This is a genomic window from Aeromonas oralensis, from assembly GCF_049665575.1.
Taxonomy (GTDB): Bacteria; Pseudomonadota; Gammaproteobacteria; order Enterobacterales; family Aeromonadaceae; genus Aeromonas; species Aeromonas hydrophila.
Genome location: NZ_CP187186.1, coordinates 2,978,618 through 3,004,309, shown reverse-complemented (window position 1 = coordinate 3,004,309; position 25,692 = coordinate 2,978,618). Strand labels below are relative to the sequence as shown.

Sequence of the window (25,692 nt, the reverse complement as noted above, 5' to 3'; positions counted from 1 at the left end):
ATCGATTAATAAGCAATCCTCAAATGGGGGTATTTTGCCTTGCCCCCATTGTTCTTTATTGCGCCAAGGGTTTGATCCAGCGCAAGAATCCCCCCTGATTATCTCCCTGGTGGTATATCCCTGAACTTGTCAGGGTCGCAATATACACCCACTCTTATAATAGGTATTGAAAATACCTGTCATGGGACTCACTCGTGCGCCACTACCAGCAGCAAGGAGCCGTTATGCCGGATAGGGTCAACCTGTCGCGTCGCAGTCTGTTTCGGGGTCGTCTGACATCGAATGAGCCTCGGGTGCAACTGCCCTGGTCCGTCGCCTGGCCCGATTTTGCCGCCGATTGCACCCGCTGTGGTGACTGCCTCACGGCTTGCCCGGAGCAGATCCTGATCAAGGGTGATGGTGGTTTTCCGAGCGTGGATTTTCTGCGTGGCGAGTGCACTTTTTGCGGGGAATGTGTCGCCGCTTGCAAAGTGCCGATATTTCGCCCGACCACGGAGGCCCCCTGGCAATACATCGCCCATATTGAAGCCAACTGTCTGGCCCATGGCCAGGTATTCTGCCAGCGCTGCCAGGACAGCTGCGAACCCAGGGCGATTCGTTTCTCCCCCGTGCTGGGCCGGGTGCCGACCCCCAGCATTGATGCGGCAGCCTGCACCGGTTGCGGTGCCTGCGTGATGGATTGCCCGGTGGGCAGCATCCGGGTGGGGGCACCCGCTGGCGAGGAGTCCAGATGAAGCAGGATCTGTGTGAAGCAGGAGTCACAATGAAACAAGAGTTCCATGTATCGAGCCTGGTGGTGCTGACCCAGCCCTCCTTGCGTCACCAGCTCGCAGACGAGATCGCGACCCTCGAGGGGGCCGAGATCCATGCCGTCAGTGATGAGGGCAAGTTGGTGGTGACTCTGGAAGGTCCGAGTCAGCGTCCCATCATGGCGGCCATCGACGCCATCAATGCGATGCCGGGCGTATTGTCCGCCGCCCTGATTTACCACCAGTTTGATGAGCTCGAGGCCCAGTGAAAGGAGTAACGCCATGAGGCCGAGCCTGCGTGACTCATCGTAATGGCCGCCATGGATGCAAAGATAAAGCGATGCCGGGGTACGAGTTCGCCGCCCTGAGCCAAAACCAGTTCGATACACTCGACAACTTACGCGATAAGCAATGTGAGGATATGCCATGAAGCTGAGTCGACGCGACTTTATGAAGGCCAACGCGGTGGCGGCAGCCGCTGCCGTTGCTGGTGTCAGTGCCCCCACGCTGGCGGCCAATCTGATCACCAGTACCGACAAGACCGCCATCACCTGGGACAAGGCACCGTGCCGTTTCTGCGGTACCGGCTGTTCCGTGCTGGTGGGTTCCCAGAATGGGCGCGTCGTGGCGACCCAAGGCGATCCCGATGCACCGGTCAACCGCGGTCTTAACTGCATCAAGGGTTACTTCCTGTCCAAGATCATGTACGGCCAGGACAGGCTGACCCAGCCCATGCTGCGCATGACGGACGGCAAGTTCGACAAGAACGGCAACTTCGCACCCATCAGCTGGGATCAGGCCTTCGACATCATGGCCGAGAAGTTCAAGGCCACCCTGAAAGAGAAGGGACCGACCGCCGTCGGCATGTTCGGCTCCGGCCAGTGGACCGTATGGGAAGGCTATGCCGCCGCCAAGCTGATGAAGGCGGGTCTGCGTACCAACAACCTGGATCCCAATGCCCGTCACTGCATGGCTTCCGCGGTCGTGGGCTTCATGCGTACCTTCGGCATGGATGAACCCATGGGCTGCTACGACGACATCGAGCAGGCCGACGCCTTCGTGCTGTGGGGCTCCAACATGGCCGAGATGCACCCCATCCTCTGGTCGCGCATCTCCGATCGCCGTCTGTCTCATCAGGATGTGCAGGTGCACGTGCTCTCCACCTTCGAGCACCGCAGCTTCGAGCTGGCAGACAACGGCATGGTGTTCACCCCGCAGACCGATTTGGCGATCCTCAACTACATCGCCAACTACATCATCCAGAACGACAAGGTGAACTGGGAGTTCGTCAACAAGCACACCCAGTTCCGCAAAGGGGTGACCGACATCGGCTACGGCCTGCGTCCCACCAACCCGCTGCAGCAGAAGGCCAAGAACCCGGACAGCGGTGACTCTATCCCGATGAGCTTCGACGACTTCGCCAAGTTCGTGGCGGATTATGATCTGGAGTCCGTTTCCAAGCTCTCCGGCGTGCCGAAGGACAAGCTCGAGAAGCTGGCCCAGCTCTATGCCGATCCGAGCAAGAAGGTGGTCTCCTACTGGACCATGGGCTTCAACCAGCATACCCGCGGTGTCTGGGCCAACAACCTCTGCTACAACATCCACCTGCTGACCGGCAAGATCTCCACCCCGGGCTCGGGTCCGTTCTCCCTGACCGGCCAGCCTTCCGCCTGTGGTACCGCCCGTGAAGTGGGTACCTTCGCCCACCGTCTGCCGGCCCGACATGGTGGTGACCGAACCCAAGCACCGCGCCATCGCCGAGAAGATCTGGAAGCTGCCGGAAGGCACCATCCCGGAGCAGGTGGGTTATCACGCCGTGCTGCAAAATCGCATGCTCAAGGACGGCAAGCTCAACGCCTACTGGGTGATGTGCAACAACAACATGCAAGCCGGCCCGAACATGAACGAAGAGGGGCTGCCCGGTTATCGCAACCCGGCCAACTTCATCGTGGTGTCCGACCCTTATCCGACCGTAACCGCCCAGGCGGCCGACCTCATCCTGCCGACCGCCATGTGGGTGGAGAAAGAGGGGGCCTACGGCAACGCCGAGCGCCGTACCCAGTTCTGGCACCAGCAGGTCAAGCCGCCGGAAGGGGCCAAGTCCGACCTGTGGCAGCTGATGGAGTTCTCCAAGCGCTTCAAGGTGGAAGAGGTGTGGCCGGCCGAACTCATCGCCAAGATGCCGGAAGTGAAGGGCAAGACCCTGTTCGACGTGCTCTATGCCAACGGCCAGGTCAACCAGTTCCCGAAAGAGCAGAGCAAGGGGGCGCTGAACGACGAGGCCGAGCACTTTGGTTTCTATGTCCAGAAGGGTCTGTTCGAAGAGTACGCCACCTTCGGTCGCGGCCATGGCCACGATCTGGCGCCGTTCGATCAGTATCACGAAGCCCGAGGCCTGCGCTGGCCGGTGGTGGACGGCAAGGAGACTCTGTGGCGCTATCGCGAAGGGTTCGACCCTTATGTGAAAGCGGGCGAAGGGGTGCGTTTCTACGGCAAGCCGGATGGCAAGGCGGTGATCTTCGCGCTGCCCTATGAGCCGGCCGCCGAGGCACCGGACAAAGAGTACGACATGTGGCTCTCCACCGGTCGCGTGCTGGAGCATTGGCACACCGGCACCATGACCCGTCGGGTCCCCGAGCTCTATCGCGCCTTCCCGGATGCGGTGCTGTTCATGCACCCGGAAGATGCCAAGGCCCGTGGCGTGCGCCGTGGTGAAGAGGTGATCGTCTCCTCCCGCCGGGGCGAGGTGAAGACCCGGGTCGAGACCCGCGGCCGCAACCGTCCGCCCAAGGGATTGGTGTTCATGCCCTTCTTCGACGCGAGCCAGCTGGTCAACAAGCTGACCCTGGACGCCACCGATCCGCTCTCCAAAGAGACGGATTACAAGAAGTGCGCCGTCAAGGTCGTCAAGGCATAAGGCGGGGGAGTGCGAGATGAGTCGTAGTCGGCGCCAGTTTCTGGCCGACATGGCCAAGGGGGCCTGCGGTGTCGGCCTGCTTGGCGTGGGGCTCGGCGGCATGGCGCGCCAGCAGGTGCAGGCCGTGCCTGCCCAGGCGCTGCGCCCGCCGGCGGCCCTCGACGAGGCCGAGTTTCTCGGCGCCTGCGTGCGCTGCGGGCTCTGCGTCGAGGCATGTCCCTACGACACTCTCAAGCTCGCCCGGCTGTTTGAACCCGTGACCACCGGCACCCCCTACTTCAAGGCGCGCGCCGTCCCGTGCGAGATGTGTGAAGACATCCCCTGCGTGGTGGCCTGCCCGAGCGGGGCGCTGGATCAGGGCATGACCGACATCGATCAGGCACGGATGGGAGTGGCAGTACTAATCGATCACGAGACCTGCCTCAACTACCTGGGGCTGCGCTGCGACGTCTGCTACCGGGTCTGCCCGCTCATCGACAAGGCGATCACCCTGGAGCTGCAGCACAACCAGCGCACCGGCAAGCACGCCATGTTCCTGCCGACGGTGCACAGCGATGTCTGCACCGGTTGCGGCAAGTGCGAGCATGCCTGCGTGCTGGAGGAGGCGGCCATCAAGGTGGTGCCTCGCCAGCTCGCCAAGGGGGAGCTGGGCCACCACTACCGGCTTGGCTGGGAAGAGAAGGCGAAGGCGGGCAAATCGCTCATCGGCGACAGGCTCACCCTGCCGACCCGCAAACCGGAGGGGCTATGAGTCGTTATCCGGGAGCCGAAGCCACGGCCAGGCTGGGATGGTGGCGTTCCCACCGTTTCCTGCTGCTGCGCCGGCTCTGCCAGTTCGGTGTGCTCACGCTGTTCCTGCTGGGGCCGCTGGCGGGCATCTGGATCCTCAAGGGCAACCTCTCCAGCTCGCTGCTGCTGGAGACGGTGCCGCTCACGGATCCGCTGACCTTGCTGCAGTCGGTGGCGGCGGGCCATTGGCCCATCCCCACCCTCTGGCTGGGGGCCGTCATCGTGCTGCTGGGTTACTGGCTGGTCGGGGGGCGAATGTTCTGCTCCTGGGTCTGTCCGGTCAACCTGGTCACCGATGCTGCGGCCTGGCTCAGGGGGCGACTTGGCCTCAAGGGCAACGGTCAGTTCAGCCGCACCACCCGCTACTGGCTGCTGGCCATGGTGCTGGTGGCACCGGCCATCGCTGGCGTGCTGGTGTGGGAGCTGGTCAATCCGGTGTCGCTCACCCTGCGCGGCCTGTTGTTCGGCATGGGGGCGGGTTGGGCCTTGCTGGCGGCCCTGTTCCTGTTCGACCTCTTCGTGGTGGAGCGGGGCTGGTGCGGTCACCTTTGTCCGGTGGGGGCCTTCTATGCCCTGGTCAACCGGGTCGGGTTCATCAAGATTTCTGCCAAGGGGCGCGAGCGGTGCAGCAACTGCATGGATTGTTATGCGGTCTGCCCGGAACGTCCCATCCTGCGCGGCCCCGTTCACGGTGCCAAGCGTGGTCACGGGCCCTTGATTGTGGCTCAGGAGTGTACCAACTGCAGCCGTTGCATCGATGTCTGCGCGGAGCAAGTTTTTGAAATCACTGTAGGTTTTGCCGTCAAGGCAGAGAAAACGTCGGAGAACACATAATGAAGAAGCTGATTGGAGCAATGCTGGCCTGTCTGATGGCAGGTTCCTTGATGGCGGCAGTCCCCGAGATCACCAACAGCACGGGGGGCATCAAATCGGAGCGGGGGAGCACGGATCTGGTGACGGATGCCGATGCGGCCCCCATGAAGAACTTTCGCAAGGATGGTGACCTCTACGATCGCCAGTACATGCATCAACCCCCGCTGATCCCCCACGACACCCGCAACTATGAAGTGGACAACAAGGTCAACAAGTGCCTGGCCTGTCACAGCTTCAAGAACGCCAGCGCCATGAAGGCCCCCAAGATCAGCCCGACTCACTTCGAGACCCGTGACGGCATGACCCTGGGCGAGGTCTCGCCGCGTCGCTACTTCTGCCTGCAGTGCCACGTGCCGCAAGCGGATGCCAAGCCGCTGGTGGAAAATACGTTTAAACCAGTTGAAGCGCTGAACTGAGGAGCCCATAGATGAAATTACCCGGTTTTGTGCAGCGTTTGTGGACCACCTTCAAGTCTCCCTCGAAGGCCGCCCTCTGGGTGCTGCTGTTGATGGGATTCTTCGGCGGGGTCATCTTCTGGGGCGGTTTCAACACCGCCATGGAAGCCTCCAACACCGAGAAGTTCTGTACCGGTTGCCACGAGATGAAGGACAACGTGTTCGTGGAGTACCGCGACACCATCCACTACGCCAACCGTTCCGGCGTGCGCGCCAGCTGCCCGGACTGCCACGTGCCGCATGAATGGACCTACAAGATCATTCGCAAGGTGCAGGCGTCCAAGGAGCTGTGGGGCATGCTGACCGGCAAGGTGGATACCCGCGAGAAGTTCGAGTCGCACCGGCGCGAGATGGCCGAGCGGGAGTGGAAGCGGATGAAGGACACGGATTCGAGGGAGTGTCGCAACTGCCATAACTTCGAGTACATGGACTTCTCCCTGCAAGGCAAACGGGGTGCCCAGATGCACTCCACCAGTCTGGCCAGCGGCGAGAGCACCTGTATCGACTGTCACAAGGGTATTGCTCACCAGCTGCCCGACATGACGGGCGTGAAGGGCTTCTAAGCCCACCTGATGCAGGCCGGGTTCGCCCGGCCTGTTCATATTCCGCCCGGTCAGGGCAAAAGCGCCGCCGTGCGCCCTTTTAATCCCCCCTCTGGCGCGAGTTTTGGTAGAATCGGCCCGCCGTGAGTCGCAGCGCGTGACCAACTGGTCAAGGTTTGGTCCTGACGGACATGAGCCTCTCCTCGCAATCGAGCGCTGCCAGCCGGGATCCTGGCCACTTTTCTTCTCTTTGCTCACGGTCCTTTGCCATCAGGAGCTGCCCATGGGACAGAAAAACAACGCATTCATTCCCCTCAAGATCGCCGTGCTGACGGTCTCCGACAGCCGTACCGCCGCCGATGACAGCGCGGGCGACTATCTGGTTTCTGCCCTGACTGATGCCGGCCACGTGCTGGCCGATCGGGCGCTCTGCCCCGACAATCTGTTTCGCATTCGTGCTCAGGTGAGCGACTGGATCGCCGATGAAGGAGTGCAGGTAGTGCTCATCAACGGCGGCACCGGCTTCAACGAACAGAACCGGGTGCCGGAGGCGGTCGGGGTATTGTTCGAGCGCACCGTGCAGGGCTTTGGCGAACTGTTCCGCCAGCTCTCCTTTGCCGAAATCAAGGGCTCCGCCATGCAGAGCCGCGCGCTGGCCGGGCTGGCCAATCGTACCCTGATCTGCTGTCTGCCAGGCTCCCCTAGCGCTTGCCAGCTGGGTTGGGAGAAGCTTGTTCAAGACCAGCTCGATGCCCGCACCAAGCCGTGCAACTTTGTCTCCCATCTTTGAGGGCCTTTGATGAACCCGACTGAACCCAAGCAGACTCAGCCCCACCTGACCCATCTCAACCAGAGCGGCGAAGCCCACATGGTGGATGTGACCGACAAGCAGGTGAGCGAGCGTGAGGCCCGCGCCGAGGCGTTTGTCACCATGGCCCCCGCGACCCTGGCCCTGATCCTGAGAGGTCAGCACCACAAGGGGGACGTGTTCGCCACCGCCCGCATCGCCGGCATCATGGCGGCCAAGAAGACCTCGGATCTCATTCCCCTCTGCCATCCACTGGCCCTTACCCGGGTGGAGGTAGAGATAGAACCCCAGGCGGAGCAAAATAGGGTCCACATTCGCACCCTCTGCAAGCTGGCTGGCAAGACCGGGGTCGAGATGGAGGCATTGACCGCCGCCTCGGTGGCAGCGCTGACCATCTACGACATGTGTAAGGCGGTGCAAAAGGACATGGTGATCGAACAGGTGCGGCTGGTGGAGAAAAAGGGCGGCAAGTCCGGCCATTTTCAGCTGGGTGTGACTGAAGGAGAACAAGCATGATCAAGGTACTCTTTTTTGCCCAGGTGAGAGAGCTGGTGGCCTGCGACGAGCTGAGCCTGCCGTGCGACTACGCTAGTGTCGAGCAACTGCGTAGCACCTTAAGCGAGCGCGGCGACAAGTGGGCGCTGGCGCTGGAAGCGGGCAAGCTGCTGGTGGCGGTCAACCAGACCCTGGTGCCGCTGGATACGCCTATCAACGATGGCGATGAGGTCGCCTTCTTCCCGCCGGTGACCGGAGGTTAAGGATGAACGAGATAATGACCGTGGATCGCACCACTGAGATGTGGGACTGTGGTGAGGCCGCCTTCTTCCCTCTCCTTCCAGTGACGACCGGAGGCTGACCATGACCGATCGCATTCTGGTGCAGCGGGATGACTTCTCGCTGGCCGACGAATATGCCCGCCTCGCCGCCCGGCAGGACACCGGCGCCGTGGTCAGCTTTGTCGGCAAGGTGCGCGACTTCAATCAGGGGGAGCAGGTGAAGGGGCTGGCCCTCGAGCACTACCCCGGCATGACCGAGAAGGCACTGACGAACATAGTGGCCGAGGCCCGCAGCCGCTGGCCCCTGCAGGAGTGCACCCTGATCCACCGCATCGGCGAGCTGCTGCTTGGCGATCAGATCGTGCTGGTGGTGGTGAGCAGTGCCCACCGCGAGGCGGCCTTCGAGGCTTGCCACTTCATCATGGATTTCTTGAAAACCCAGGCGCCGTTCTGGAAAAAAGAGCTGACCGCCGAAGGGGTACAACGCTGGGTCGAGGCCAAGGAGAGCGACAACACTGCCGCCGCCCGCTGGCAAGCTTGATCTGTTCAAGGGGCTGGCTCATCGGGAGCCGCGGCCCCTGTTTTCGGGGCCGCCTCCTCCTACGGGGACCGATAAAAGCGGCCCCACTCAGGAGGTAAAGGAATGAAACCGCTGTTATCCGTTGTCATCGCAGGGGTCTGCGCCAGTGCGCTGCAGGCAGGTGCCGTGCAGGCCGACGAGGTCAAGGTGGCCGTGGCCGCCAACTTCAAGGGCACCATAGAGCGCATCGGCAAGGAGTTCACCGCCAAGACCGGCCACACCCTGGCCATCTCCTCCGCCGCGACCGGGGTACTCTACACCCAGATCAGCCACGGCGCCCCGTTCGATCTCTTCCTCTCCGCCGACGTGAAAACCCCGCAGAAGCTGGAGCAGGAAGGCAAGGGCAGCGAGCGTTTCACCTACGCCATCGGCCAGCTGGGGTTGTGGCAGAAGGGGGGCCGGCGCCTGACGAGGCAACCCTGCGCAGCTGGAAGGGCAACCTCGCCATCGCCAACCCGAAAACCGCACCCTACGGCACCGCCGCCATGGCGACCCTCGACCATCTCAAGATCGATCCCAAGCAGTACCGCCTGCTGACCGGCACCAACATCGGCCAGACCTGGCAGTTCGTCGACACCGGCAACGCCGAGCTGGGCTTCGTCGCCTGGGCCAACCTGGTGGAAGCGGGCAAGACCGGCGAAGCCTGGGCCGTGCCGGCGGACTTCTATCCGCCCATCGAACAGCAGGGGCTGGTATTGAAGAAAGGGGCCGCAGTCGAGGCGCTGGTGGCCTGGCTCAAGGGGCCTGGTCAGGCACAGATCAAGGCGGCTGGTTATGCGCTGCCGCAGTGATGACATGGCCGATCTGCTAACGGCGGGCTGGCCTTCGGGTCGGCCCGCCTGTGCGATGAAGTCATACTCTCCATGGTTGTCGGCATCTACCCGGGAGGAAGGCGATGAGTGAAGGGGATCTGCTGGCGGTCTGGCTCACCCTGAGACTGGCCGCCAGCACCACCGTCATCTTGTTGCTGCTCTCGCCGCCGCTAGCCTGGTGGCTGTCGCGCAGCCAGCACCGGCTCAGACCCTTGGTAGAAGCTCTGGTGGCGTTGCCGCTGGTGCTGCCGCCAACTGTGCTCGGTTTCTATCTGCTGCTGGCCTTCTCCCCCTCCTACGGATTGGGCGCCTGGTGGCGCGACACCTTCGGGGCGCCGCTGGCGTTCAGCTTTACTGGCCTGCTGCTCGCCTCCATCCTCTACTCGCTTCCCTTCGTGGTGCAGCCGCTCACCTCCGCCTTCGTCAACATGGGCAACAAGGAGCTGGAGGCCGCCGCCACTCTGGGGCTCGGGCCGGTGGAGCGCTTCTTTCACATCATCTTGCCGATGACGCTGCCCAGCTTCGTGATGGCGGCGGCGCTCGGTTTTGCCCACACCCTGGGGGAGTTCGGGGTGGTGCTGATGATTGGCGGCAATATCCCGGGTGAAACCCAGGTGCTCTCCATCGCCCTGTTTGATCACGTGGAGGCGATGGATTATCAAAATGCCCACCTGCTGGCGGGCGGCCTGATGGGCTTCTCGCTGGTGATGCTGGTACTGGTGTACGGGGTGCTGCAGCGCCGGCAACGGAGGCTGTTCGGATGAGCGACACCCGCAAGGCGCAACCGCTGCAACTCAAGGCGAGGCGGGCGTTTGGCGCCTTTACCCTCGACTGTGAACTGGCACTGGAGCTTGGGGGCATCCTCGGTCTGTTCGGCCCCTCCGGCTGCGGCAAGAGCAGCCTGCTGCGCATCATCGCCGGGCTGGACAGGGCGCCGGGCGACAAGCTGAACTGGCAGGGCTGGGCGCTGAGCGATCTGCTGCCCGAGGCGCGCCGCATCGGGTTGGTGTTTCAGGATTCGCGCCTCTTTCCCCATCTGAGCGTGCTCGGCAACCTGCAACTGGCTGCTCGCAAGGGGCGAGGTCGCTGGCAGCCCGAGACGCTGGCAACGCGGCTCGGCTTTGCCGAACTGCTGCCCCAGCCGGCTCACGGCCTCTCCGGCGGCCAGCGCCAGCGGGTGGCACTGGCCCGGGCTCTGTTGGCCGAACCGGATTTGCTGCTGCTGGATGAACCTTTTTCCGCGCTGGACAGACGGAGCCGAATCCATCAGGCCCACGTGCTCAAGGGCTTGCAGCAGGAGAGCGGCATCCCGATGATCTTCGTCAGCCACGCCATGGAGGAGGTGAGCCTGCTCTGCGATCAGCTGGTGCTGCTGGCGGATGGCCGGGTGGAGGCGCAAGGTCGACCGAGCGAGATCTTCGCCCGTACCGACCTTTCGCTTGCCAGTCGCGACGACGCCGGGGTGATGCTGACGGCGACCCTCTCTCACTACGATGAAGAGGAGCAGATGGCAACCCTGCTGCTCGGCGAGCAGCTGTTGCGGGTCACCATGACCCAGGTGCCGGACGATGGTGGCCCCTTGCAGATCAAGGTGGCCGGGCGGGACGTGGTGATTGCCACCGCCCCCATCGAACACTCCAGCCTCTCCAACTGTCTCACTACCCGACTGCTGGCCGAACGCGAAGTGCGCCCCGGCCAGACCCTGTTGCAGTTGGCGCTGGGTCAGCAGATACTGCTGGCCCGGATCACCAGCCGCTCCGCCAGACGGCTGGCGCTTGCCCCGAACCAGCAGATCTACGCCTACATCAAGGCGGTGAGCCTGGTCAGCGAAGGTTGAGCGGATTGTAGAAGAGGCAGAAAATCAGGATGGTTCAGCGGATGAGTCGAGAGGCAATGAACTGATGCGCCGCAATCAGGTGATGAAATCCAACGGTCTTGCCCTGCGCAGCGCGGGGGAGGGCCCCTTGTTGTTGCTGCTGCACGGGCTGGGTTCCTCCAGCCTCGACTGGCAGGCGCAGATTGAACGCTTTTCCGAGCACTACCGGGTGGTGGCGCTGGATCTGCGCGGTCACGGCCAGAGCATGCAGGAGGGGCCGTTCGACGTGGCGACCCTGGCGGCAGACGTGGTGAACTGGCTGGACGAACAGCCTGAGCCCGCTTGGGTGGTAGGGTTGTCGCTCGGGGCCATGGTGGCGCTGGAGCTGGCGCTGCAACTGCCGCACAAGGTGCAGGGGCTGGTGCTGGTCAACGGCTTCAGCGAATTTTTGCTGGAGACGCCAAAAGAGCAGGAGCGCTTTGCCCAGCGCCTCAAGTGGCTGCGCTGGTTCGGCCTGCGACCGCTCGCCTGGTGGCTCGGCCGCGAGCTCTTTCCCGGCCCCGACCTTGCCCAGGTGCGTCACACCTTCCGGCTGCGTTTCGTGCGCAATAAAAAGAAAACCTACAAGGCACTGCTGGAGGCGCTGCCCGGCTGGTCGGTGCGCGCCCGGCTTGGCAATATCTGGCAGCCGGTGGCCATCATCTCCACCAGCCACGACTATCTGCCGCTCGCCAAGCGGGTGGAGCAGTTCGCCTCCCTGCCCAATGCCACCATCCACACCCCCAACGGCCACCACGCCTGGCCGGCGGAAGATCCCTCCGGCTTTAATCATTTGCTTCACCGGATTTTAGAAACTCATTAAACTGGTCGCCCTTTTATCCCGTGTATGTATTGGTCCGATCGCCGTGCCACACCAAAAGGCAAGGCAATCGGACCCATTTTGCTCTATCAACAGGTATTTCCTCATGTCTGAAGTAATGAAAATGGCTATTGATGATGGTTCAACCAACGTCAAGGTGAGCTGGATTGAGAACAAGGTGCTCAAGACCATCATCTCTCCCAACTCCTTTCGCAAGGACTGGAAGAGCGCCGCCTTGCGCAAGGACAAGAAGATCTACAACTACGAGATAGGCAACACCAAGTACACCTATGACGCCACTTCCGACAAGTCGCTGGCGACCACCCACGTGGAGTATCAGTACGACGATTTGAACCTGCTCTCCGTGCATCATGCCCTGCTGCAGACCGGGGTGACCCCCTGTGATGTGGCTATTACCGTGACCCTGCCCATCACCGAGTTCTACAACCCGGACGATTGTCAGCGTAATGAAGAGAAGATCGAGAAGAAGCGTCGCAACCTGATGCGGGCCATCTCCCTCAACAAGGGGGAACTGTTCAACATTGTCAGCGTCGAAGTGATGCCAGAGAGCCTGCCTGCGGCGCTCTCCCGTCTGATCGGTTCGGGCTGCAACGAGTTCACCAAGACCCTGGTGATCGACTGTGGTGGCACCACCCTCGACATGGGGATCATCGTCGGCGAGTTTGATGACGTCTCCGATGTTTATGGCAACAACGAGATCGGTGTGTCCATGGTGACCGATGCCGTGCGCAAGGCCCTGGCGGCGGCGGACAGCGATTCCAGTTATCTGGTGGCCAACGAGTTCATCAAGCGTCGCCACGACATGAGCTTCGTGCGCGATGTGGTGAACGACGAGAGCCAGATCCCCAAGATCCTCGAGAAGATGCAGAACAAGATCGACGAATTGGGCTCCCAGGTAGCGCATGAAGCGAAGAAGTTTGCCAAGAACCCGAACCGTGTTTATCTGGTCGGGGGCGGGGCGTCGCTTATCCACGAAGCAATCAAGAACGCTTACCCGACTCTGGGTGACAGGGTCGAACTGCTGGACGATGCCCAGTCAGCGCTGGCTCGCGAGATCTGCCTCTACACCACGGAAGAAGAGGAAGTGTACCGCGAAGCAGCCGTGATGGCCGAGGTTGGTGATGAGTAGTCAACTCAAGCGCATGACCTTCTCCATCTATATGGACCCGGGTGCGCTGGAGTCTGATCGTTACGCGGTCGGGGTATTGCAGAACTGGTACCAACGGGCCCGCAAGATCCAGGATGGCAGCGAGGAGTTCGACTTCTCCAAGAGTCGTTTCCACAAGGATATCTATCTCTCCGGCATGTTCATGTATGTGCTGGCGCCCAACCTCTGCAAGGCCATTGCCAATGCGCTGGGTCCCGAGCAGGTAAGCATGACCACCTTGCGTCATGCCTTTGCCAGTTGTGGCTTCAACCTGGGAGAGGGGAGTGCGTCGGCGCAGCCTGCTGCCGATCTCATGATCGAGCAGATAGTGGCTAGATTGTCCCCCCGGCTTGGCCAGGGTGATACCGGCGGGCTGGTGGATGAAATCGTTCAGCGTTTGGGTCAGCAAGCCGCCGTGCCCTCTTCGGACAGTCTGGTGGAAGAGATCGTCAGCCGACTTGGGGAGCAGCAACCAACCGAGCTGTGGGATGAGTTGCGGCAGGGAATGCCGGCTCCTCTTGACCATGAACAGCTGGCCGAGGCGATCGCGGGCAAGCTGCCATCTGCTGCCGGCGAGCAGGACCTAGCGCCGCTGCAAAGCAGCATTCAACAGCTCTCTCGTCAACTGGAAGAGCAGTCGCGGCTTATTCGTGAGCAGCATCGGCTGATCCAGCGTCTGGCCAGTGTCCCTGGTCGCCAAATGACGGCGGTGGGGGACACCGAACCGCTGGTGGAAGATCTCTCCAACCAGGTGGCCAACATGAAAAAGGTCAAGGCCAAAGGGATTTTCTAAGGCTCTGTCCCAGTTATGTGTTGAAAGGCTAATCTTGAAGTAGGTCATCACCTTGAGGGCCTCCACCATGGATACCCAAGCCTTTCAACACCTACTGTCCCTCTTCCCATTACTCACTTTGCGTCAGCGTCGTCTCGCGCAACATGAACTCACCACCCCTCACCCCATCACCTCGTTGGCCACTCAACTGCCCGCATGCCAATGCTGCCCTCACTGTCAGGCCGAGGCCACACAGTTGGCTCCCTGGGGCTGGTCTCGCGGGCTGCGCCGTTATCGCTGCAAGCAGTGTTTGCGCACCAGTTCCGTTCTCACCAACACGCCTCTCGCCCGACTTCGCAAGCCACAATGCTGGGAAGACTATGCTCAGGCCCTCATCGAAGGTCTGACCGTCCGGCAGGCGGCGCTCCGCTGTGGGGTCGGTAAAAACACCGCCTTTTTATGGCGCCACCGCTTCCTGAAGGCCATGGCTAGCCATCAGGCAGTACGGGAGGAGGGCATCGTCGAGGTTGATGAGACCTTCCTCTTAGAATCCTGCAAAGGCCAGCGCGGATTACCCCGCCCGGCCCGCCATCGTGGAGGCAAAGGCTGTACCCGAGGCACAGGGCCGGATTACATCCCGGTGATGGTGGTGCAAGACAGAGCAGGTCACCTGGCTGACTTCCAGTTGGAGCAGCTGAATGCCAGGGCAGTTAAGGCGGTGCTTGAGCCGCTTATCGCCCCGGATGCCGTCCTGTGCAGCGATGGCGCTGGGGTGTATGCCAGTTTCAGCAAGTCGCAGGGCATGACCCACCAAGTGGTGCACAACCGTGCGGGAGAGCGAGTGGTAGGTGCATATCACATCCAACATGTGAACGGGTACCACAGGCGATTGAAGGAGTGGATGGAACGGTTCCATGGGGTCGCGACCCACTATCTGAGGAATTATCTGGGTTGGCGAAGGATGTTGGAGCGCTATGGGCGGGAAGTGAATATCTCATGTTGCTTGCATGAGGCGCTGGGGCGCCCCATGCAACACGTAATTGGGACATAGCCTTTTCTAAGGCTTTCTAATGACCATCGCCAGAGTAAGAGAGATGAAAAAAATAGTATGGATGGCGTGCGGCGCCTTGCTGTTATCTGGGTGTGCCCAGCAAACCTTTTTCGTACACGAAGGTAATCCGGGTCAGCCAACCCGAGAAGTGAGCCATGATTTCGTACTGGCGGGGATTGGCCAGAGTGAGATGGTTGATGCTGCTCTGGCCTGCCATGGTGATCCGCAGAAAGTGGTACGAGTAGAAATGCAACAGAGCCCGCAGGATACCTTGATGACCGTCTTGACGTTGGGAATATATACCCCGAGGACGGCTCGGGTTTATTGCAGTCTGTGATTTCTGTACCGACAGTATAAAGTCTCAAATAAAGCCTTGTTGCCCTTTCTGGATTTTGATAATGTGCGCGCACTCAGGAGTGTTTCTTTATTTATGTAATTGATAATTAATAGAAATGTTTCTTTGTGTGGCACCGGTATAACCGGAAAAAATAATGTTGTCAGGGATAATAAAATGAAAAAAATGGTATTGACTGCAGCCGTTGCAATGATGATGGCGGGCTGTGCTCAGCAAGGTTTTACCGTGCATTCCGGTAATGCAGTAAAACCCACCAAGGAAGTAACCCACCACTTCTTCATTTCCGGCCTGGGCCAGAGCAAAACCATCGATGCCGCTGCCGTTTGCAACGGTGCCGATAAGGTAGTGCGTGTTGAAGCGCAGCATACCTTCCTCAATGGCCTGCTGGGCGCAGTGACCTTCGGTGTTTACACCCCGCGCGAGGCACGTGTTTACTGCGCTGGTTAATCCCTGCCGTACGCATGCTGCAAAAAGCCGACCCAAGGGTCGGCTTTTTTGTTGGGTATATTACGGCTGCGTCAACGACGGCGCTTACCACCCCCCAGCAGGGAGCCGAGGACGCCGCGTACCAGCTGGCGACCCACCTCGCTGCCGATGGTGCGGGCCACGCTCTTGGCGGCGGTCTGCACCACGCCGTCGTGCTGGCCGCCACGGGGGCCGGTGCGGCCAAACAGGATGCCATTGAGGGCATCGAGCAGGCCGCCTTCCCCGCTGGATGACGGCTCACTGCCTTTCTCGCCAGTGGTTGTCACCTTGGCGCCGTTGAGCCGCTCGAAAGCCGACTCGCGATCCTCCGGCGTCTCGTAGCGGCCGTGCAGCAATGAGCCCTGAATGAGCGTCTGCCGCTCGGCGTCGCTCAAGGGGCCGATGCGGCTGGCGGGCGGGGCGATGAAGGCGCGCTCCACCATGCTGGGCCGTCCCTTCTCGTCGAGCAGAGAGACCAGCGCCTCGCCGACACCGAGTTCGGTGATGACGCCGGCGGCATCGAAGGCGGGGTTGGCCCGCAGGGTATTGGCGGCGATCCGCACCGCTTTCTGATCACTCGGGGTAAAGGCGCGCAGGGCGTGCTGCACCCGGTTGCCAAGCTGCCCCAATACGCTGTCGGGGATGTCGGCCGGGCTCTGGGTCACGAAGTAGACACCCACTCCCTTTGAGCGGATGAGCCGCACCACCAGTTCGATCTTCTCCAGCAGAGCCTTGGGGGCATCGTTGAACAGCAGGTGCGCCTCGTCGAAGAAGAACACCAGCACCGGCTTGTCCGGATCCCCCACCTCTGGCAACTGCTCGAACAGTTCGGAGAGCAGCCAGAGCAGGAAGCATGCATAGAGCCGGCTGGATTGGGTCAGCTTGCTGGCGGCCAGCACATTGATATGGCCGTGGCCAGCCTCATCGGTCTGCAGCAGATCTTGAATGTCCAGCATGGGTTCGCCGAAGAAATGATCGCCGCCTGCACTCTCCAGTGTGAGCAGGTTGCGCAGGATGGCGCCGATGGAGGCGGTGGAGACGTTGCCGTAACGGGTGGTGAGGGATTTGGCGTTGTCACCGGCAAACTGCACCATGGCGCGCAGGTCTTTGAGATCGAGCAGCAGCAGCCCTTCGTCGTCCGCCACCTTGAACACCAGCTCCAGTACCCCGCTCTGGGTATCGTTGAGGCCGAGCAGGCGGGCGAGCAGCAGGGGCCCCATGTCAGAGACGGTGGCCCGCACCGGGTGGCCCTGTTCGGCAAACAGATCCCAGAACAGGGTGGGACTGGCGGCAAAGACGGGTGCCGGAATGCCGAGCTGGGCCAGCCTGGCGTCCAGCTTGGCCGAGCCAGTTCCGGCGGCGCCCAGTCCGCTCAGATCCCCCTTCACGTCGGCCAGAAAGACCGGTACACCGAGGCGGGAGAACCCCTCCGCCAGCACCTGCAGGGTGACGGTCTTGCCAGTACCGGTGGCACCGGTGATGAGGCCGTGGCGATTGGCCATGGCTGGCAGCAGGGCGAGGGGATGACCATTGGCATGGGCCAGCGTGAGCGGTTCGGCCATGGTGGGCTCCTTGTGGCAAATGGGGGACGAAAAACAACGGGTTACAAGGAGTGTGGTGGCAGGATCCGGGGATGGCAAGGGAGTGCCTCGTCAGCGCGCCAGAGGCTGACAAGGCGGGCAGGATCAGCGGGGGCGGACCAGCTTGCCGAGGCGCAACAGCAGCAAGGTGAGGAGGCCGCCGGTGGCGGCGGTCAGCACCGCCAGCAGCAGGCTGCCGAGCAGGAAGGGGGGCACCAGGGTAGCCGCCTCGTGCTCCAGCCAGTGCAGGGTCCAGCTGAGGTGAAACGGTTCCGGCGTCTTGTGCAGCACCAGACAACCGGTGCGATAGGCGTAGAGGTACATGAAGGGCAGGGTCAGCGGGTTGTTGAACCAGACCGCCAGCAGTGCCAGCGGCAGGTTGAGGCTGAACGCCAGCGCCAGCCCGACTGCGATGAGTGAATGCATGGGGATGGGAAACCAGCAGGCGAAGATGCCGGCCGCCACCGCCCCGCTCAGGGCGCGCGGCCCCCCTTGCCAGAGGGCGGGTGCGAGCAGACGCTCGCCAAACAGGGAGAACCACTTCTGCTGGCGCAGGGTATCGGGGTCAATCTTGAAGCGGGCAAACCAGCGATTCAGCATGTGCGGGCCACCTTGCGTTTCTGCCACTGACGCACGGTGCTGATGCGCCAGCAGGTACGAATGAGGGCGTAGCCGATGAGGGAGCTGAGCAGGGCGAGCACCAGCGAACCCAGCAGCAGCGGCGGGGCTACGGTCTCGAACACCGACACCAGCCAGGCCCAGGTGAACTCGATCTCGATGTGCTGGGAGGGTTGCCCCAGCAGCTGGCAGCCGGTCAGATAGGCGCCGTAGAACAGCGGCGGCATGGTGAAGGGGTTGGAGAGCCAGACCAGGGCCACCGAGAGCGGTAGGTTGACCCGGCAGGCGATGGCGCCACCGGCCGCCAGCAACATCTGGCAGGGAAGCGGCACCCATGCCATGAACAGCCCCACCGCGAAGGCTCCGGCTGCCGAGCGCCGATTGAGGTGCCACAGGTTGGCATCCAGCAGCAGCTTGCCAAACAGCCGCAAGTGCTTGTGTTCCTTGAGTGTCGCCGGATCAGGCAGCCAGCGTTGTATGAGTCGTTTGGGCATATTGAAACCTTGCTAAATACTTGCACCATGGATCTGCGTCTGTTGTCGTTTGCCCTCGGGGCAAGCTCCTCACTGCTTTGGCCATGGTTGCCTTCATGGGAATGGGGTGGCCTGATGCTGCTGCTCGCGTTCCCCCTGGCCGGTTACCGCTGCTGGCGGCTGTTATTTTTGCTGTGCGGCATCCTCTGGATGCAGGGGAGTTTGCACTACCGACTTGCCTGGCTGGATCAGCTTGGCAAAAAAACGAGCCACATCATAACCGCACAGCTGCAAAGTGCAGAACCCGAGGGCGATAAATTTATCCGGCTGGTGCTGCGGGTGAACAGGCTCGACGAGCAGGCGCTCACTCCGGCGCCGCTGGTGCGCATCAATGCCTACCAGGCGCTGCCCGCCATGACGGCAGGCAGTCGCCTCACGCTAGTGGTCTCTCTCAAACCGGCCCACGGCCTGGCCAACGAGGCGGGGATGGATGGGCGGCGCCTGCTGCTCGGCAAGGGGATCACCGTCACCGGCAACCTGCGCCGGGTGATCCAGATTGAGCCGGTGCAGACGGGGCTGCGTGAGCGCTGGCTGGCCCGCGCTGCCGCCAGTTGGCAGGATCTGAGCCAGGGCCCGCTGCTGGCGGCGCTCACCTTCGGCGAGCAGGGCGGCATCACGGATGAGCAGTGGAGCCTGTTTCGCGGCAGCGGGCTGACCCACATCATCGCCATCTCGGGACAGCATATCGCGCTGGTGGCGGTGCTTGGCTGGTGGCTGGGGCGACTGTTCGGGCTGCGGGGGGCGATTCTGGTCGCCCTGCTGTTTGCCGCCCTCTACAGCTGGCTGGCGGGTTTTGCGGTGGCCACCGAACGGGCCCTCATCATGGTGCTGGTGTGGAGCCTGCTGCGCTGGCGACGGCGGGAGTGGCCGGCCCATCGCGTCTGGTTGTGGGCCTTCGTGGTACTCACGCTCTGGGATCCCTTCGCCCTCTATTCGGCCGGATTCTGGCTCTCCTTCCTGGCAGTGGCCCTGCTGCTGGTGGCGAGCCTGCTGGAGGCCAAGCCCGGGCTCGTTCGTCTGCAGGGCTTGTTGCTGCTGGGGCTGCTGCCGCTGCAACTGGCGCTGTTCGAGGGGATAGCGCCGCTGTCGCTGCTGCTCAATCTGCTGGCATTGCCGCTCTTTTGCATCGGCATCATACCGCTGGCGCTCATCGGGGTGCTGCTGGCGCCGCTCTCGGGGGAGCTGGCCCACCTGCTGTTCTGGCTGGCCGATGTCGGCCTGCAGTGGGTATTGTGGGCGCTGGAGAGCTTGGCCAGCCAGTGGCAGCTCTGGTGGCCGGTGCCGGGCTGGATGCTGCCGCTTACCGCCCTGCTGACCCTGCTCTGGTGCGCCTGGCATGTGCCGGGTGGTCGTCCCTTGCTATTGCCGGGGGGCGTAGCCCTGCTGCTGGCGGCCTGGCCGGCACCGTCCCACTGGCAACTGAGGGTACTGGACGTAGGGCAGGGGCTGGCGGTGCTGATCACCCGGGGCGAGCGCGGCATCCTCTTTGACACCGGCGATCGCTACCCAGGCGGCTACAACATGGCGGATGCCGTGATCCTGCCGCTGCTCAACCGGCTCGATGTGAGGATGCTGGATTATCTGGTCATCAGCCACAAGGATCGGGATCACGCCGGCAACCGGCGTGCCATCCTGCAGGCTCTGCCGGTGCGCCACGAGCTCTCTTCCTTCGACTTCGGCCGCTTCACGACCCTGTGCCGGCGTGGCCAGCAGTGGCGCTGGCAGGGGCTCGAGATGGCGGTGCTCTGGCCACAGCAACCGGGGCCAGGCCACAACAACGACGGCTGTGTGCTGCAGATCCGCGACGGGGAGCGGCGCATCCTGCTCAGTGCCGACATCGAACGGCAGGCGGAGCAGCGGCTGCTGGCGCTGGAAGGGGAGGGGCTTGCCAGCACCCTGCTGGTAAGCCCCCATCACGGCAGCCGCACCTCCTCCACGGCCCCCTTCGTGGCGGCGGTGGCTCCCCGCTATGTGGTGCACAGCGCCGGCTTCATGAACCAGTGGGGCTTTCCCCGCCCCGAGGTGGTGGCTCGCTACCGGGAGGCGCAGCAATGGGTCACCGGGCTGGACGGGGAGATCCTGGTCGAGCCTGCGGCGGACGGGCTGCGGATCAGTGCCGAGCGGAAGCAGGGCCCCTGGTTTCGTCGCAATGGCGACTGGTGGCGCCCTGCATTCTGGCCTGAGCGCTGAGCGTAAACCCGGCTGTGGCTGGCATAACGACCGTCATTTGCCGTCTTGGCGATGGGCATGCGCTGGCGATACTTGGTGTAATCCTGCGCTTTGGCCGACATAACGACAGTCATTTCCCGCTCTGGTGATGGGCACTGTTTGGTGTAATCCTGCGCTTTGGCTGGGATAACGGCCGTCATTTGCCGTCTTGGCGATGGGCACTGCTTGGTGTAATCCTGCGCTTTGGCTAGAATAGCCCGTCATTTCCCTTATTAACGGCTATTCATGCAACAAGAAACCTCACAAGACAGCTGGCCTGTCTTCAAGCGTCTGCTCGGCTATGTCCGTGACCGCAAGCTTGGCCTGATTGGCGGCATCATCGGCATGCTGGGCTACGCCGCCGTGGATACCACCTTCGTCTATTCCATCAAGCCGCTGATCGACAAGGGGATCAACGGCAACGATCCGACCGTGCTCAAGTGGATGCCCTTCTTCGTGCTGGGTATCGTAGCCCTGCGTGGCGTCGCCAACTTCCTCTCCAACTACTGCATGGCCTGGGTCGGCAACCACGTGGTGATGCGCCTGCAGCAGCAGGTATTCAACCACATGGTGGCGATGCCGATGAGCTTCTTCGACCGCCAAAATACCGGTCACCTGCTCTCCAAGGTGACCTATGACGCGAGTCAGGTCTCCTCGGCCGCCAGTACCACTCTGGTCACCTTGGTGCGGGAAGGGGCGACGGTCATCGGTCTGCTCGGCCTGATGTTCTGGCACTCCTGGCAGCTGTCGGTGATCTTCCTGGTGGTGGGGCCCGTGGTGGGCATCATCATCGGTCTCATCAGCCGCCGTTTCCGTCAGATCAGCCGCCACATCCAGCAGGCGGTGGGTGACATCACCACCTCCACCGAGCAGATGCTCAAGGGGCACAAAGAGGTGCTGATGTTCGGCGGCCAGAAGGTGGAGGAGAAGCGCTTCTTCAAGGTCAGCAACAACATGCGCCAGCAGACCATGAAGATGGTTGCCGCCGATGCCATCGGCAGCCCTGTGGTACAGATGGTTGCCTCCATCGCGCTGGCGGCCTTCCTCTATGTGGCCACCATCGACAGTGTGCGCAGCGAGCTGACCGCCGGTACCTTCACCGTCATGATCACCTCCATGATGATGCTGCTCAAGCCGCTGAAAAGCCTGACCGACGTCAACAACCAGTTCCAGCGCGCCATCACCGCCTGCCACAGCCTGTTCGGCCTGCTCGATACCGAGCCGGAGCAGGATACCGGTACCCGTACCCTGGAGCGCGCCCGCGGCGAGATCGAGTTTCGCAACGTCACCTTCACCTACCCGACCAAGGACACCCCGGCGCTGCACAACGTCAGCTTCAAGGTGGAGGCGGGCAAATCGGTGGCGCTGGTGGGGCGCTCAGGCTCTGGCAAGAGCACCATCGCCAGCCTGCTGACCCGCTTCTACGACATCGAGCAGGGGGAGATCCTGCTGGATGGCGTCAATATCCGTGATTACCGCCTGAGCGAGCTGCGCAAGCAGTACGCCCTGGTCTCCCAGCACGTGCACCTGTTCAACGACACGGTGGCGAGCAACATCGCCTACGCCGCGGAAGAGCAATACAGCCTCGACGAGATCAAGCAGGCGGCCCGCATCGCCCACGCCGACGAGTTCGTCAGCAAGATGAGCAACGGGTATGACACCGTGGTTGGCGAAAACGGTGCGTCGCTCTCCGGCGGTCAGCGTCAGCGCATCGCCATCGCCCGCGCCCTGCTGCGCGATGCGCCCGTGCTGCTGCTGGACGAGGCCACCTCGGCGCTGGATACCGAGTCAGAGCGCCACATCCAGGCGGCCATCGACGAGCTGTGCAAGGCGCGCACCTCGCTGGTGATCGCTCACCGCCTCTCCACCATCGAGAAGGCAGACGAGATCCTGGTGATCGATGAAGGCCATATCGTCGAGCGCGGCAACCACGCGGCCCTGATGGCCCAGCAGGGCACCTATGCCCAGCTGCGCGCCATCCAGTTCGGCCATGCCGCAGCTGGCAACGCCTGATGCTGGAGCGGCTCTGGTATGCAAAGAGTGGCTGGCGTTGGTTGCTGGCCCCCTTTGCCCTGCTGTTTGCCGTTGTCAGCGGCACCCGCCGCTACGCCTATCGGCACGGCTGGCGCAAGGGCTATCGTGCCTCTTTGCCGGTCATCGTCGTGGGCAATATCTCGGTGGGGGGTAACGGCAAGACCCCGGTAGTGGTCTGGCTGGTGGAGCAGTTGCAGGCCCGCGGCTATCGCCCCGGGGTGGTGAGCCGCGGCTATGGCGGCAAGGCGCCCTATTACCCGTATCGGCTCGATGCCGCCAGCACCACGGCGCAGGCGGGGGATGAACCGGTACTGATTGCCCGGCGCTGTGGCTGCCCTGTGGTGGTGGCGCCCAGGCGGGCCGAGGCGGTGCGTTTGCTGGAGCAGAGCGGCGAGGTGGACATCATCATCACCGACGATGGCCTGCAGCACTATGCGCTGGCCCGTGACATCGAGCTGGTGGTGGTGGACGGGGCGCGCCGTTTCGGCAACGCCTGCCTGCTGCCCATGGGGCCGCTGCGCGAGCCGGTTACCCGGCTCAAGCGGGTGGACGCCATCATCTGCAACGGCGGCGAGCCGGGGCGGGGAGAGTATCCCATGAGGTTGGTGGCCGATTCCCCCCGTCGGGTACGCGACGAGGCCCCGTTGGCCACACCGCTGGCCGGTCCGGTAGACGCGCTGGCGGGCATTGGTCATCCGCCCCGTTTCTTCGCCACTCTCGAGGGGCTCGGTTACCAGCTGGATCAGCGGGTGGCCTACGGGGATCACCACCCCTTCGATCGGGACGAGCTGGTGGGTCGCTTTGCCGGCAAGCCGCTGCTGATGACCGAGAAGGATGCGGTCAAGTGCCGCGCCTTTGCCCTCGACAACTGGTGGTATCTGCCGGTCAGCGCCGAGTTGCCCGCCTCCCTGCTCGATACCCTGCTGCACAAGCTGGGCGCGAGCGGGAAGGGGCAAGGCGCAACCAAGGCACAAGGTTAATCTCTCTCGCCAACGTGGGGGAGAAGGGGCTTATCATGCCCCGCATGCAATATCTGGTTGCTCGACATCCATCGCCGGCGTGATGAATCCGCCGGCGCGACATCGTTGAAGGAGTATCGTTTTGGCTTTGGACATCAAGTTGCTCGACATCATTGCCTGCCCGGTCTGCAAGGGCAAGCTGCACTACAACAAGGCCGTGCATGAGCTGGTCTGCCGCTTCGACAAGCTGGCCTATCCGCTGGAGGAGGGGATCCCGGTGCTGCTGGAGAACCGCGCCCGTCCGCTCAGTAGCGACGAGCTGTCGTCATGAGCTTCGTCGTCGTCATTCCGGCCCGCTACGCCTCCACCCGGCTGCCGGGCAAACCGCTGGCCGACATCCACGGCAAGCCCATGGTGCAGCACGTGGTGGAAAAGGCCCTGCAGTCGGGCGCCGATCGGGTGATCGTCGCCACCGATGACGAGCGGGTGCAGCAGGCGCTGGCCGCCTGCGCCGGGCAGGCGGGTTTCGAGGTGTGCATGACCTCGAAGGATCACCAGTCCGGTACCGAGCGTTTGGCCGAGGTGTGCCGTCACTACGGCTTTGCCGCCGATACCATCATCGTCAATGTGCAGGGGGATGAGCCGCTCATTCCGCCCGCCATCATTCGTCAGGTGGCAGACAATCTGGCTGCCGCCACAGCGCCGATGGCGACCCTGTCGGTGCCGATCCAGGACGCCGAAGAGGCGTTCAACCCGAACGCAGTGAAAGTGGTGACTGACAAGGATGGCTACGCCCTCTACTTCAGTCGCGCCTCCATTCCGTGGGACCGGGATCGCTTTGCCGCGAATCGCGAGCAGATTGGTGACCACTACCAGCGCCACATCGGTATCTACGCCTATCGCGCCGGCTTCATCCAGCGTTACGTGGACTGGGCGCCGAGCCTGCTCGAACAGATCGAGGCGCTGGAGCAGTTGCGGGTGCTCTGGTATGGGGAGAAAATCCACGTGGCCCAGGCGCTCGAGGCACCACCGGTCGGGGTAGATACCCAGGCCGATTTGGACAAGGTGTGCGCGCTGCTGGCGAACTGATGCCAACAACAGCAAAAATGACTCTGAACGGTGCCTGCGGGCGCCGTTTTTTGTGTTTAATTTTTATATAATTATTTGATTAAAAACACCATTTATGAGCACTTTCAAACTTTTCCCGGCCATGGTTTGCCAAATCAGTGAGTTTGGTTATGATGCAAGACGCCGTGTTAACCCTAACTGGCATATAACGAGATAAAAAACGGGGTGTTTGGGTGATTAATGTATTCCTGGTCGATGATCATGAGTTGGTGCGTACAGGGATAAGACGCATTCTGGAAGATGTCCGCGGGATCAAGGTGGTGGGCGAGGCGCAGAGCGGGGAAACCGCAGTCACTTTCTGTCGTCAGCACCATCCCGACGTGATCCTGATGGACATGAACATGCCGGGCATCGGCGGCCTGGAGGCGACCCGCAAGATCCTGCGGATCCGGCCCGATGTGCGCATCATAGTGCTGACCATTCATTCAGAAAATCCGTTCCCGACCAAGGTGATGCAGGCGGGTGCCGCCGGCTATCTCACCAAGGGAGCCGCGCCGGACGAGATGATCCACGCCATTCGCCTGGTCCACTCCGGTCAGCGTTACATCTCCCCGGAGATCGCCCAGCAGATGGCCCTGAGCCAGTTTGCCTCGGCCCGACGAGAACCCCTTCAAGTCCCTCTCCGAGCGCGAGCTGCAGATCATGATGATGATCACCAAGGGGCAGAAGGTGACCGACATCTCCGAACAGCTCAACCTGAGCCCGAAGACGGTCAACAGCTACCGCTACCGGCTGTTCAGCAAGCTCAACATCAATGGCGATGTGGAGCTGACCCATCTGGCCATTCGCTATGGCATGCTGGATGCCGATACCCTGTAACGGGCGGCGTGTAGCCATCAAAGGCG

General features: G+C 62.3%; 26 protein-coding genes and 3 pseudogenes. 26 read left to right on the top strand and 3 right to left on the bottom strand.

The genetic code is table 11. The features are described from left to right. Positions 1–224: 224 nt before the first annotated feature. The 20 genes and pseudogenes from napF (at position 225) to ACPDZI_RS13855 (ending at position 15,769) form a co-directional block, all read left to right on the top strand. On the top strand, positions 225–734 hold the full coding sequence (napF, locus tag ACPDZI_RS13950; RefSeq protein ID WP_076359933.1) for a ferredoxin-type protein NapF: 510 nt from the start codon (positions 225–227) through the stop codon (positions 732–734). A 29-nt stretch (positions 735–763) separates the two neighbouring features. Beyond that, positions 764–1,018 (top strand): chaperone NapD, encoded by a 255-nt coding sequence (locus ACPDZI_RS13945; RefSeq protein WP_268029280.1) that lies wholly within the window; start codon positions 764–766, stop codon positions 1,016–1,018. A gap of 157 nt (positions 1,019–1,175) precedes the next feature. Further along, positions 1,176–3,666 (top strand): annotated as a pseudogene (gene napA / locus ACPDZI_RS13940) (nitrate reductase catalytic subunit NapA). A gap of 16 nt (positions 3,667–3,682) precedes the next feature. Beyond that, positions 3,683–4,417: a ferredoxin-type protein NapG gene (napG, locus tag ACPDZI_RS13935; RefSeq protein ID WP_438833327.1), complete on the top strand. Its 735-nt coding sequence runs from the start codon at positions 3,683–3,685 to the stop codon at positions 4,415–4,417. Next, positions 4,414–5,289, top strand: a complete 876-nt coding sequence (gene napH / locus ACPDZI_RS13930; protein ID WP_438833326.1) for a quinol dehydrogenase ferredoxin subunit NapH — start codon at positions 4,414–4,416, stop codon at positions 5,287–5,289. Before napG ends, napH begins: the two co-directional genes overlap by 4 nt. Continuing rightward, entirely contained in the window at positions 5,289–5,744 is a 456-nt protein-coding gene (locus ACPDZI_RS13925; RefSeq protein WP_005299342.1) for a nitrate reductase cytochrome c-type subunit, read from the top strand. Before napH ends, ACPDZI_RS13925 begins: the two co-directional genes overlap by 1 nt. Positions 5,745–5,755: 11 nt before the next feature. After that, entirely contained in the window at positions 5,756–6,346 is a 591-nt protein-coding gene (locus tag ACPDZI_RS13920) for a cytochrome c3 family protein (RefSeq protein WP_011705485.1), read from the top strand. A gap of 262 nt (positions 6,347–6,608) precedes the next feature. Beyond that, positions 6,609–7,115: a molybdenum cofactor biosynthesis protein B gene (gene moaB, locus ACPDZI_RS13915; protein WP_201903156.1), complete on the top strand. Its 507-nt coding sequence runs from the start codon at positions 6,609–6,611 to the stop codon at positions 7,113–7,115. Positions 7,116–7,124: 9 nt separating this feature from the next. Beyond that, positions 7,125–7,649, top strand: coding sequence for a cyclic pyranopterin monophosphate synthase MoaC (gene moaC, locus ACPDZI_RS13910; RefSeq protein ID WP_408754036.1), 525 nt, complete (start codon positions 7,125–7,127; stop codon positions 7,647–7,649). Further along, positions 7,646–7,891 carry a molybdopterin synthase sulfur carrier subunit gene (moaD, locus tag ACPDZI_RS13905; protein ID WP_408754038.1) on the top strand — a complete coding sequence of 82 codons (246 nt, stop codon included), beginning with the start codon at positions 7,646–7,648 and terminating at the stop codon, positions 7,889–7,891. The genes moaC and moaD overlap by 4 nt, the downstream gene beginning before the upstream one ends. A 100-nt stretch (positions 7,892–7,991) precedes the next feature. Next, positions 7,992–8,450, top strand: coding sequence for a molybdopterin synthase catalytic subunit MoaE (gene moaE, locus ACPDZI_RS13900; RefSeq protein WP_438833325.1), 459 nt, complete (start codon positions 7,992–7,994; stop codon positions 8,448–8,450). A 102-nt stretch (positions 8,451–8,552) separates the two neighbouring features. Then, positions 8,553–9,280, top strand: a pseudogene (gene modA / locus ACPDZI_RS13895) (molybdate ABC transporter substrate-binding protein). A gap of 104 nt (positions 9,281–9,384) precedes the next feature. Then, positions 9,385–10,065, top strand: coding sequence for a molybdate ABC transporter permease subunit (gene modB / locus ACPDZI_RS13890; protein ID WP_268014717.1), 681 nt, complete (start codon positions 9,385–9,387; stop codon positions 10,063–10,065). Then, the gene (modC, locus tag ACPDZI_RS13885) at positions 10,062–11,138 is read left to right on the top strand and encodes a molybdenum ABC transporter ATP-binding protein (protein ID WP_268014718.1); all 1,077 of its coding nucleotides are present in this window, start codon (positions 10,062–10,064) and stop codon (positions 11,136–11,138) included. The genes modB and modC overlap by 4 nt, the downstream gene beginning before the upstream one ends. A 64-nt stretch (positions 11,139–11,202) precedes the next feature. Then, positions 11,203–11,979 (top strand): alpha/beta fold hydrolase, encoded by a 777-nt coding sequence (locus ACPDZI_RS13880; RefSeq protein ID WP_017781785.1) that lies wholly within the window; start codon positions 11,203–11,205, stop codon positions 11,977–11,979. 121 nt (positions 11,980–12,100) lie between these two features. After that, the gene (gene parM / locus ACPDZI_RS13875; protein ID WP_042067730.1) at positions 12,101–13,126 is read left to right on the top strand and encodes a plasmid segregation protein ParM domain-containing protein; all 1,026 of its coding nucleotides are present in this window, start codon (positions 12,101–12,103) and stop codon (positions 13,124–13,126) included. Next, a complete protein-coding gene (locus ACPDZI_RS13870) occupies positions 13,119–13,937 on the top strand; it encodes a hypothetical protein (RefSeq protein ID WP_411636472.1) in 819 nt (272 codons plus the stop codon). The genes parM and ACPDZI_RS13870 overlap by 8 nt, the downstream gene beginning before the upstream one ends. Before the next feature lie 67 nt (positions 13,938–14,004). Continuing rightward, positions 14,005–14,967 carry an IS1595 family transposase gene (locus tag ACPDZI_RS13865; RefSeq protein ID WP_438833324.1) on the top strand — a complete coding sequence of 321 codons (963 nt, stop codon included), beginning with the start codon at positions 14,005–14,007 and terminating at the stop codon, positions 14,965–14,967. A 43-nt stretch (positions 14,968–15,010) separates the two neighbouring features. Next, entirely contained in the window at positions 15,011–15,304 is a 294-nt protein-coding gene (locus tag ACPDZI_RS13860; RefSeq protein WP_207138201.1) for a Bor family protein, read from the top strand. A gap of 174 nt (positions 15,305–15,478) precedes the next feature. Next, positions 15,479–15,769 (top strand): Bor family protein, encoded by a 291-nt coding sequence (locus tag ACPDZI_RS13855; protein ID WP_017410450.1) that lies wholly within the window; start codon positions 15,479–15,481, stop codon positions 15,767–15,769. Between the two features lie 71 nt (positions 15,770–15,840). Here the strand turns inward: ACPDZI_RS13855 and ACPDZI_RS13850 are convergent, their stop codons facing one another. The 3 genes from ACPDZI_RS13850 to ACPDZI_RS13840 all read right to left on the bottom strand — a co-directional run bounded on the left by ACPDZI_RS13850 (position 15,841) and on the right by ACPDZI_RS13840 (position 18,479). After that, positions 15,841–17,349, bottom strand: coding sequence for a helicase HerA-like domain-containing protein (locus ACPDZI_RS13850; RefSeq protein WP_438833323.1), 1,509 nt, complete (start codon positions 17,347–17,349; stop codon positions 15,841–15,843). 123 nt (positions 17,350–17,472) lie between these two features. After that, positions 17,473–17,967 (bottom strand): DUF2062 domain-containing protein, encoded by a 495-nt coding sequence (locus ACPDZI_RS13845; RefSeq protein ID WP_076361372.1) that lies wholly within the window; start codon positions 17,965–17,967, stop codon positions 17,473–17,475. Next, positions 17,961–18,479, bottom strand: a complete 519-nt coding sequence (locus ACPDZI_RS13840; protein WP_076361373.1) for a DUF2062 domain-containing protein — start codon at positions 18,477–18,479, stop codon at positions 17,961–17,963. Before ACPDZI_RS13840 ends, ACPDZI_RS13845 begins: the two co-directional genes overlap by 7 nt. Between ACPDZI_RS13840 and ACPDZI_RS13835 the strand changes: the two genes are divergently transcribed. The 6 genes and pseudogenes from ACPDZI_RS13835 (at position 18,417) to uvrY (ending at position 25,666) form a co-directional block, all read left to right on the top strand. Continuing rightward, complete coding sequence (locus ACPDZI_RS13835; RefSeq protein WP_438833322.1) at positions 18,417–20,708, top strand: DNA internalization-related competence protein ComEC/Rec2; 2,292 nt, start codon at positions 18,417–18,419, stop codon at positions 20,706–20,708. The two genes, ACPDZI_RS13840 and ACPDZI_RS13835, sit on opposite strands and share 63 nt — an antisense overlap. Before the next feature lie 264 nt (positions 20,709–20,972). Beyond that, positions 20,973–22,739: a lipid A ABC transporter ATP-binding protein/permease MsbA gene (gene msbA / locus ACPDZI_RS13830; RefSeq protein WP_438833321.1), complete on the top strand. Its 1,767-nt coding sequence runs from the start codon at positions 20,973–20,975 to the stop codon at positions 22,737–22,739. Beyond that, on the top strand, positions 22,739–23,740 hold the full coding sequence (lpxK, locus tag ACPDZI_RS13825; RefSeq protein WP_438833320.1) for a tetraacyldisaccharide 4'-kinase: 1,002 nt from the start codon (positions 22,739–22,741) through the stop codon (positions 23,738–23,740). Before msbA ends, lpxK begins: the two co-directional genes overlap by 1 nt. A 121-nt stretch (positions 23,741–23,861) precedes the next feature. Continuing rightward, positions 23,862–24,050, top strand: a complete 189-nt coding sequence (locus tag ACPDZI_RS13820) for a Trm112 family protein (protein ID WP_011706581.1) — start codon at positions 23,862–23,864, stop codon at positions 24,048–24,050. Further along, positions 24,047–24,808 (top strand): 3-deoxy-manno-octulosonate cytidylyltransferase, encoded by a 762-nt coding sequence (gene kdsB, locus ACPDZI_RS13815; RefSeq protein WP_438833319.1) that lies wholly within the window; start codon positions 24,047–24,049, stop codon positions 24,806–24,808. Before ACPDZI_RS13820 ends, kdsB begins: the two co-directional genes overlap by 4 nt. Before the next feature lie 212 nt (positions 24,809–25,020). Next, positions 25,021–25,666 (top strand): annotated as a pseudogene (uvrY, locus tag ACPDZI_RS13810) (UvrY/SirA/GacA family response regulator transcription factor). Positions 25,667–25,692 lie beyond the last annotated feature (26 nt).

What these genes read in the sequence shown, in the direction of transcription:
- napF (WP_076359933.1), top strand. Translation starts at nt 225, where the DNA reads ATGCCGGATAGGGTCAACCTGTCGCGTCGCAGTCTGTTTCGGGGTCGT.
- ACPDZI_RS13945 (WP_268029280.1), top strand. Translation starts at nt 764, where the DNA reads ATGAAACAAGAGTTCCATGTATCGAGCCTGGTGGTGCTGACCCAGCCC.
- napG (WP_438833327.1), top strand. Translation starts at nt 3,683, where the DNA reads ATGAGTCGTAGTCGGCGCCAGTTTCTGGCCGACATGGCCAAGGGGGCC.
- napH (WP_438833326.1), top strand. Translation starts at nt 4,414, where the DNA reads ATGAGTCGTTATCCGGGAGCCGAAGCCACGGCCAGGCTGGGATGGTGG.
- ACPDZI_RS13925 (WP_005299342.1), top strand. Translation starts at nt 5,289, where the DNA reads ATGAAGAAGCTGATTGGAGCAATGCTGGCCTGTCTGATGGCAGGTTCC.
- ACPDZI_RS13920 (WP_011705485.1), top strand. Translation starts at nt 5,756, where the DNA reads ATGAAATTACCCGGTTTTGTGCAGCGTTTGTGGACCACCTTCAAGTCT.
- moaB (WP_201903156.1), top strand. Translation starts at nt 6,609, where the DNA reads ATGGGACAGAAAAACAACGCATTCATTCCCCTCAAGATCGCCGTGCTG.
- moaC (WP_408754036.1), top strand. Translation starts at nt 7,125, where the DNA reads ATGAACCCGACTGAACCCAAGCAGACTCAGCCCCACCTGACCCATCTC.
- moaD (WP_408754038.1), top strand. Translation starts at nt 7,646, where the DNA reads ATGATCAAGGTACTCTTTTTTGCCCAGGTGAGAGAGCTGGTGGCCTGC.
- moaE (WP_438833325.1), top strand. Translation starts at nt 7,992, where the DNA reads ATGACCGATCGCATTCTGGTGCAGCGGGATGACTTCTCGCTGGCCGAC.
- modB (WP_268014717.1), top strand. Translation starts at nt 9,385, where the DNA reads ATGAGTGAAGGGGATCTGCTGGCGGTCTGGCTCACCCTGAGACTGGCC.
- modC (WP_268014718.1), top strand. Translation starts at nt 10,062, where the DNA reads ATGAGCGACACCCGCAAGGCGCAACCGCTGCAACTCAAGGCGAGGCGG.
- ACPDZI_RS13880 (WP_017781785.1), top strand. Translation starts at nt 11,203, where the DNA reads ATGCGCCGCAATCAGGTGATGAAATCCAACGGTCTTGCCCTGCGCAGC.
- parM (WP_042067730.1), top strand. Translation starts at nt 12,101, where the DNA reads ATGGCTATTGATGATGGTTCAACCAACGTCAAGGTGAGCTGGATTGAG.
- ACPDZI_RS13870 (WP_411636472.1), top strand. Translation starts at nt 13,119, where the DNA reads ATGAGTAGTCAACTCAAGCGCATGACCTTCTCCATCTATATGGACCCG.
- ACPDZI_RS13865 (WP_438833324.1), top strand. Translation starts at nt 14,005, where the DNA reads ATGGATACCCAAGCCTTTCAACACCTACTGTCCCTCTTCCCATTACTC.
- ACPDZI_RS13860 (WP_207138201.1), top strand. Translation starts at nt 15,011, where the DNA reads ATGAAAAAAATAGTATGGATGGCGTGCGGCGCCTTGCTGTTATCTGGG.
- ACPDZI_RS13855 (WP_017410450.1), top strand. Translation starts at nt 15,479, where the DNA reads ATGAAAAAAATGGTATTGACTGCAGCCGTTGCAATGATGATGGCGGGC.
- ACPDZI_RS13850 (WP_438833323.1), bottom strand. Translation starts at nt 17,349, where the DNA reads ATGGCCGAACCGCTCACGCTGGCCCATGCCAATGGTCATCCCCTCGCC.
- ACPDZI_RS13845 (WP_076361372.1), bottom strand. Translation starts at nt 17,967, where the DNA reads ATGCTGAATCGCTGGTTTGCCCGCTTCAAGATTGACCCCGATACCCTG.
- ACPDZI_RS13840 (WP_076361373.1), bottom strand. Translation starts at nt 18,479, where the DNA reads ATGCCCAAACGACTCATACAACGCTGGCTGCCTGATCCGGCGACACTC.
- msbA (WP_438833321.1), top strand. Translation starts at nt 20,973, where the DNA reads ATGCAACAAGAAACCTCACAAGACAGCTGGCCTGTCTTCAAGCGTCTG.
- lpxK (WP_438833320.1), top strand. Translation starts at nt 22,739, where the DNA reads ATGCTGGAGCGGCTCTGGTATGCAAAGAGTGGCTGGCGTTGGTTGCTG.
- kdsB (WP_438833319.1), top strand. Translation starts at nt 24,047, where the DNA reads ATGAGCTTCGTCGTCGTCATTCCGGCCCGCTACGCCTCCACCCGGCTG.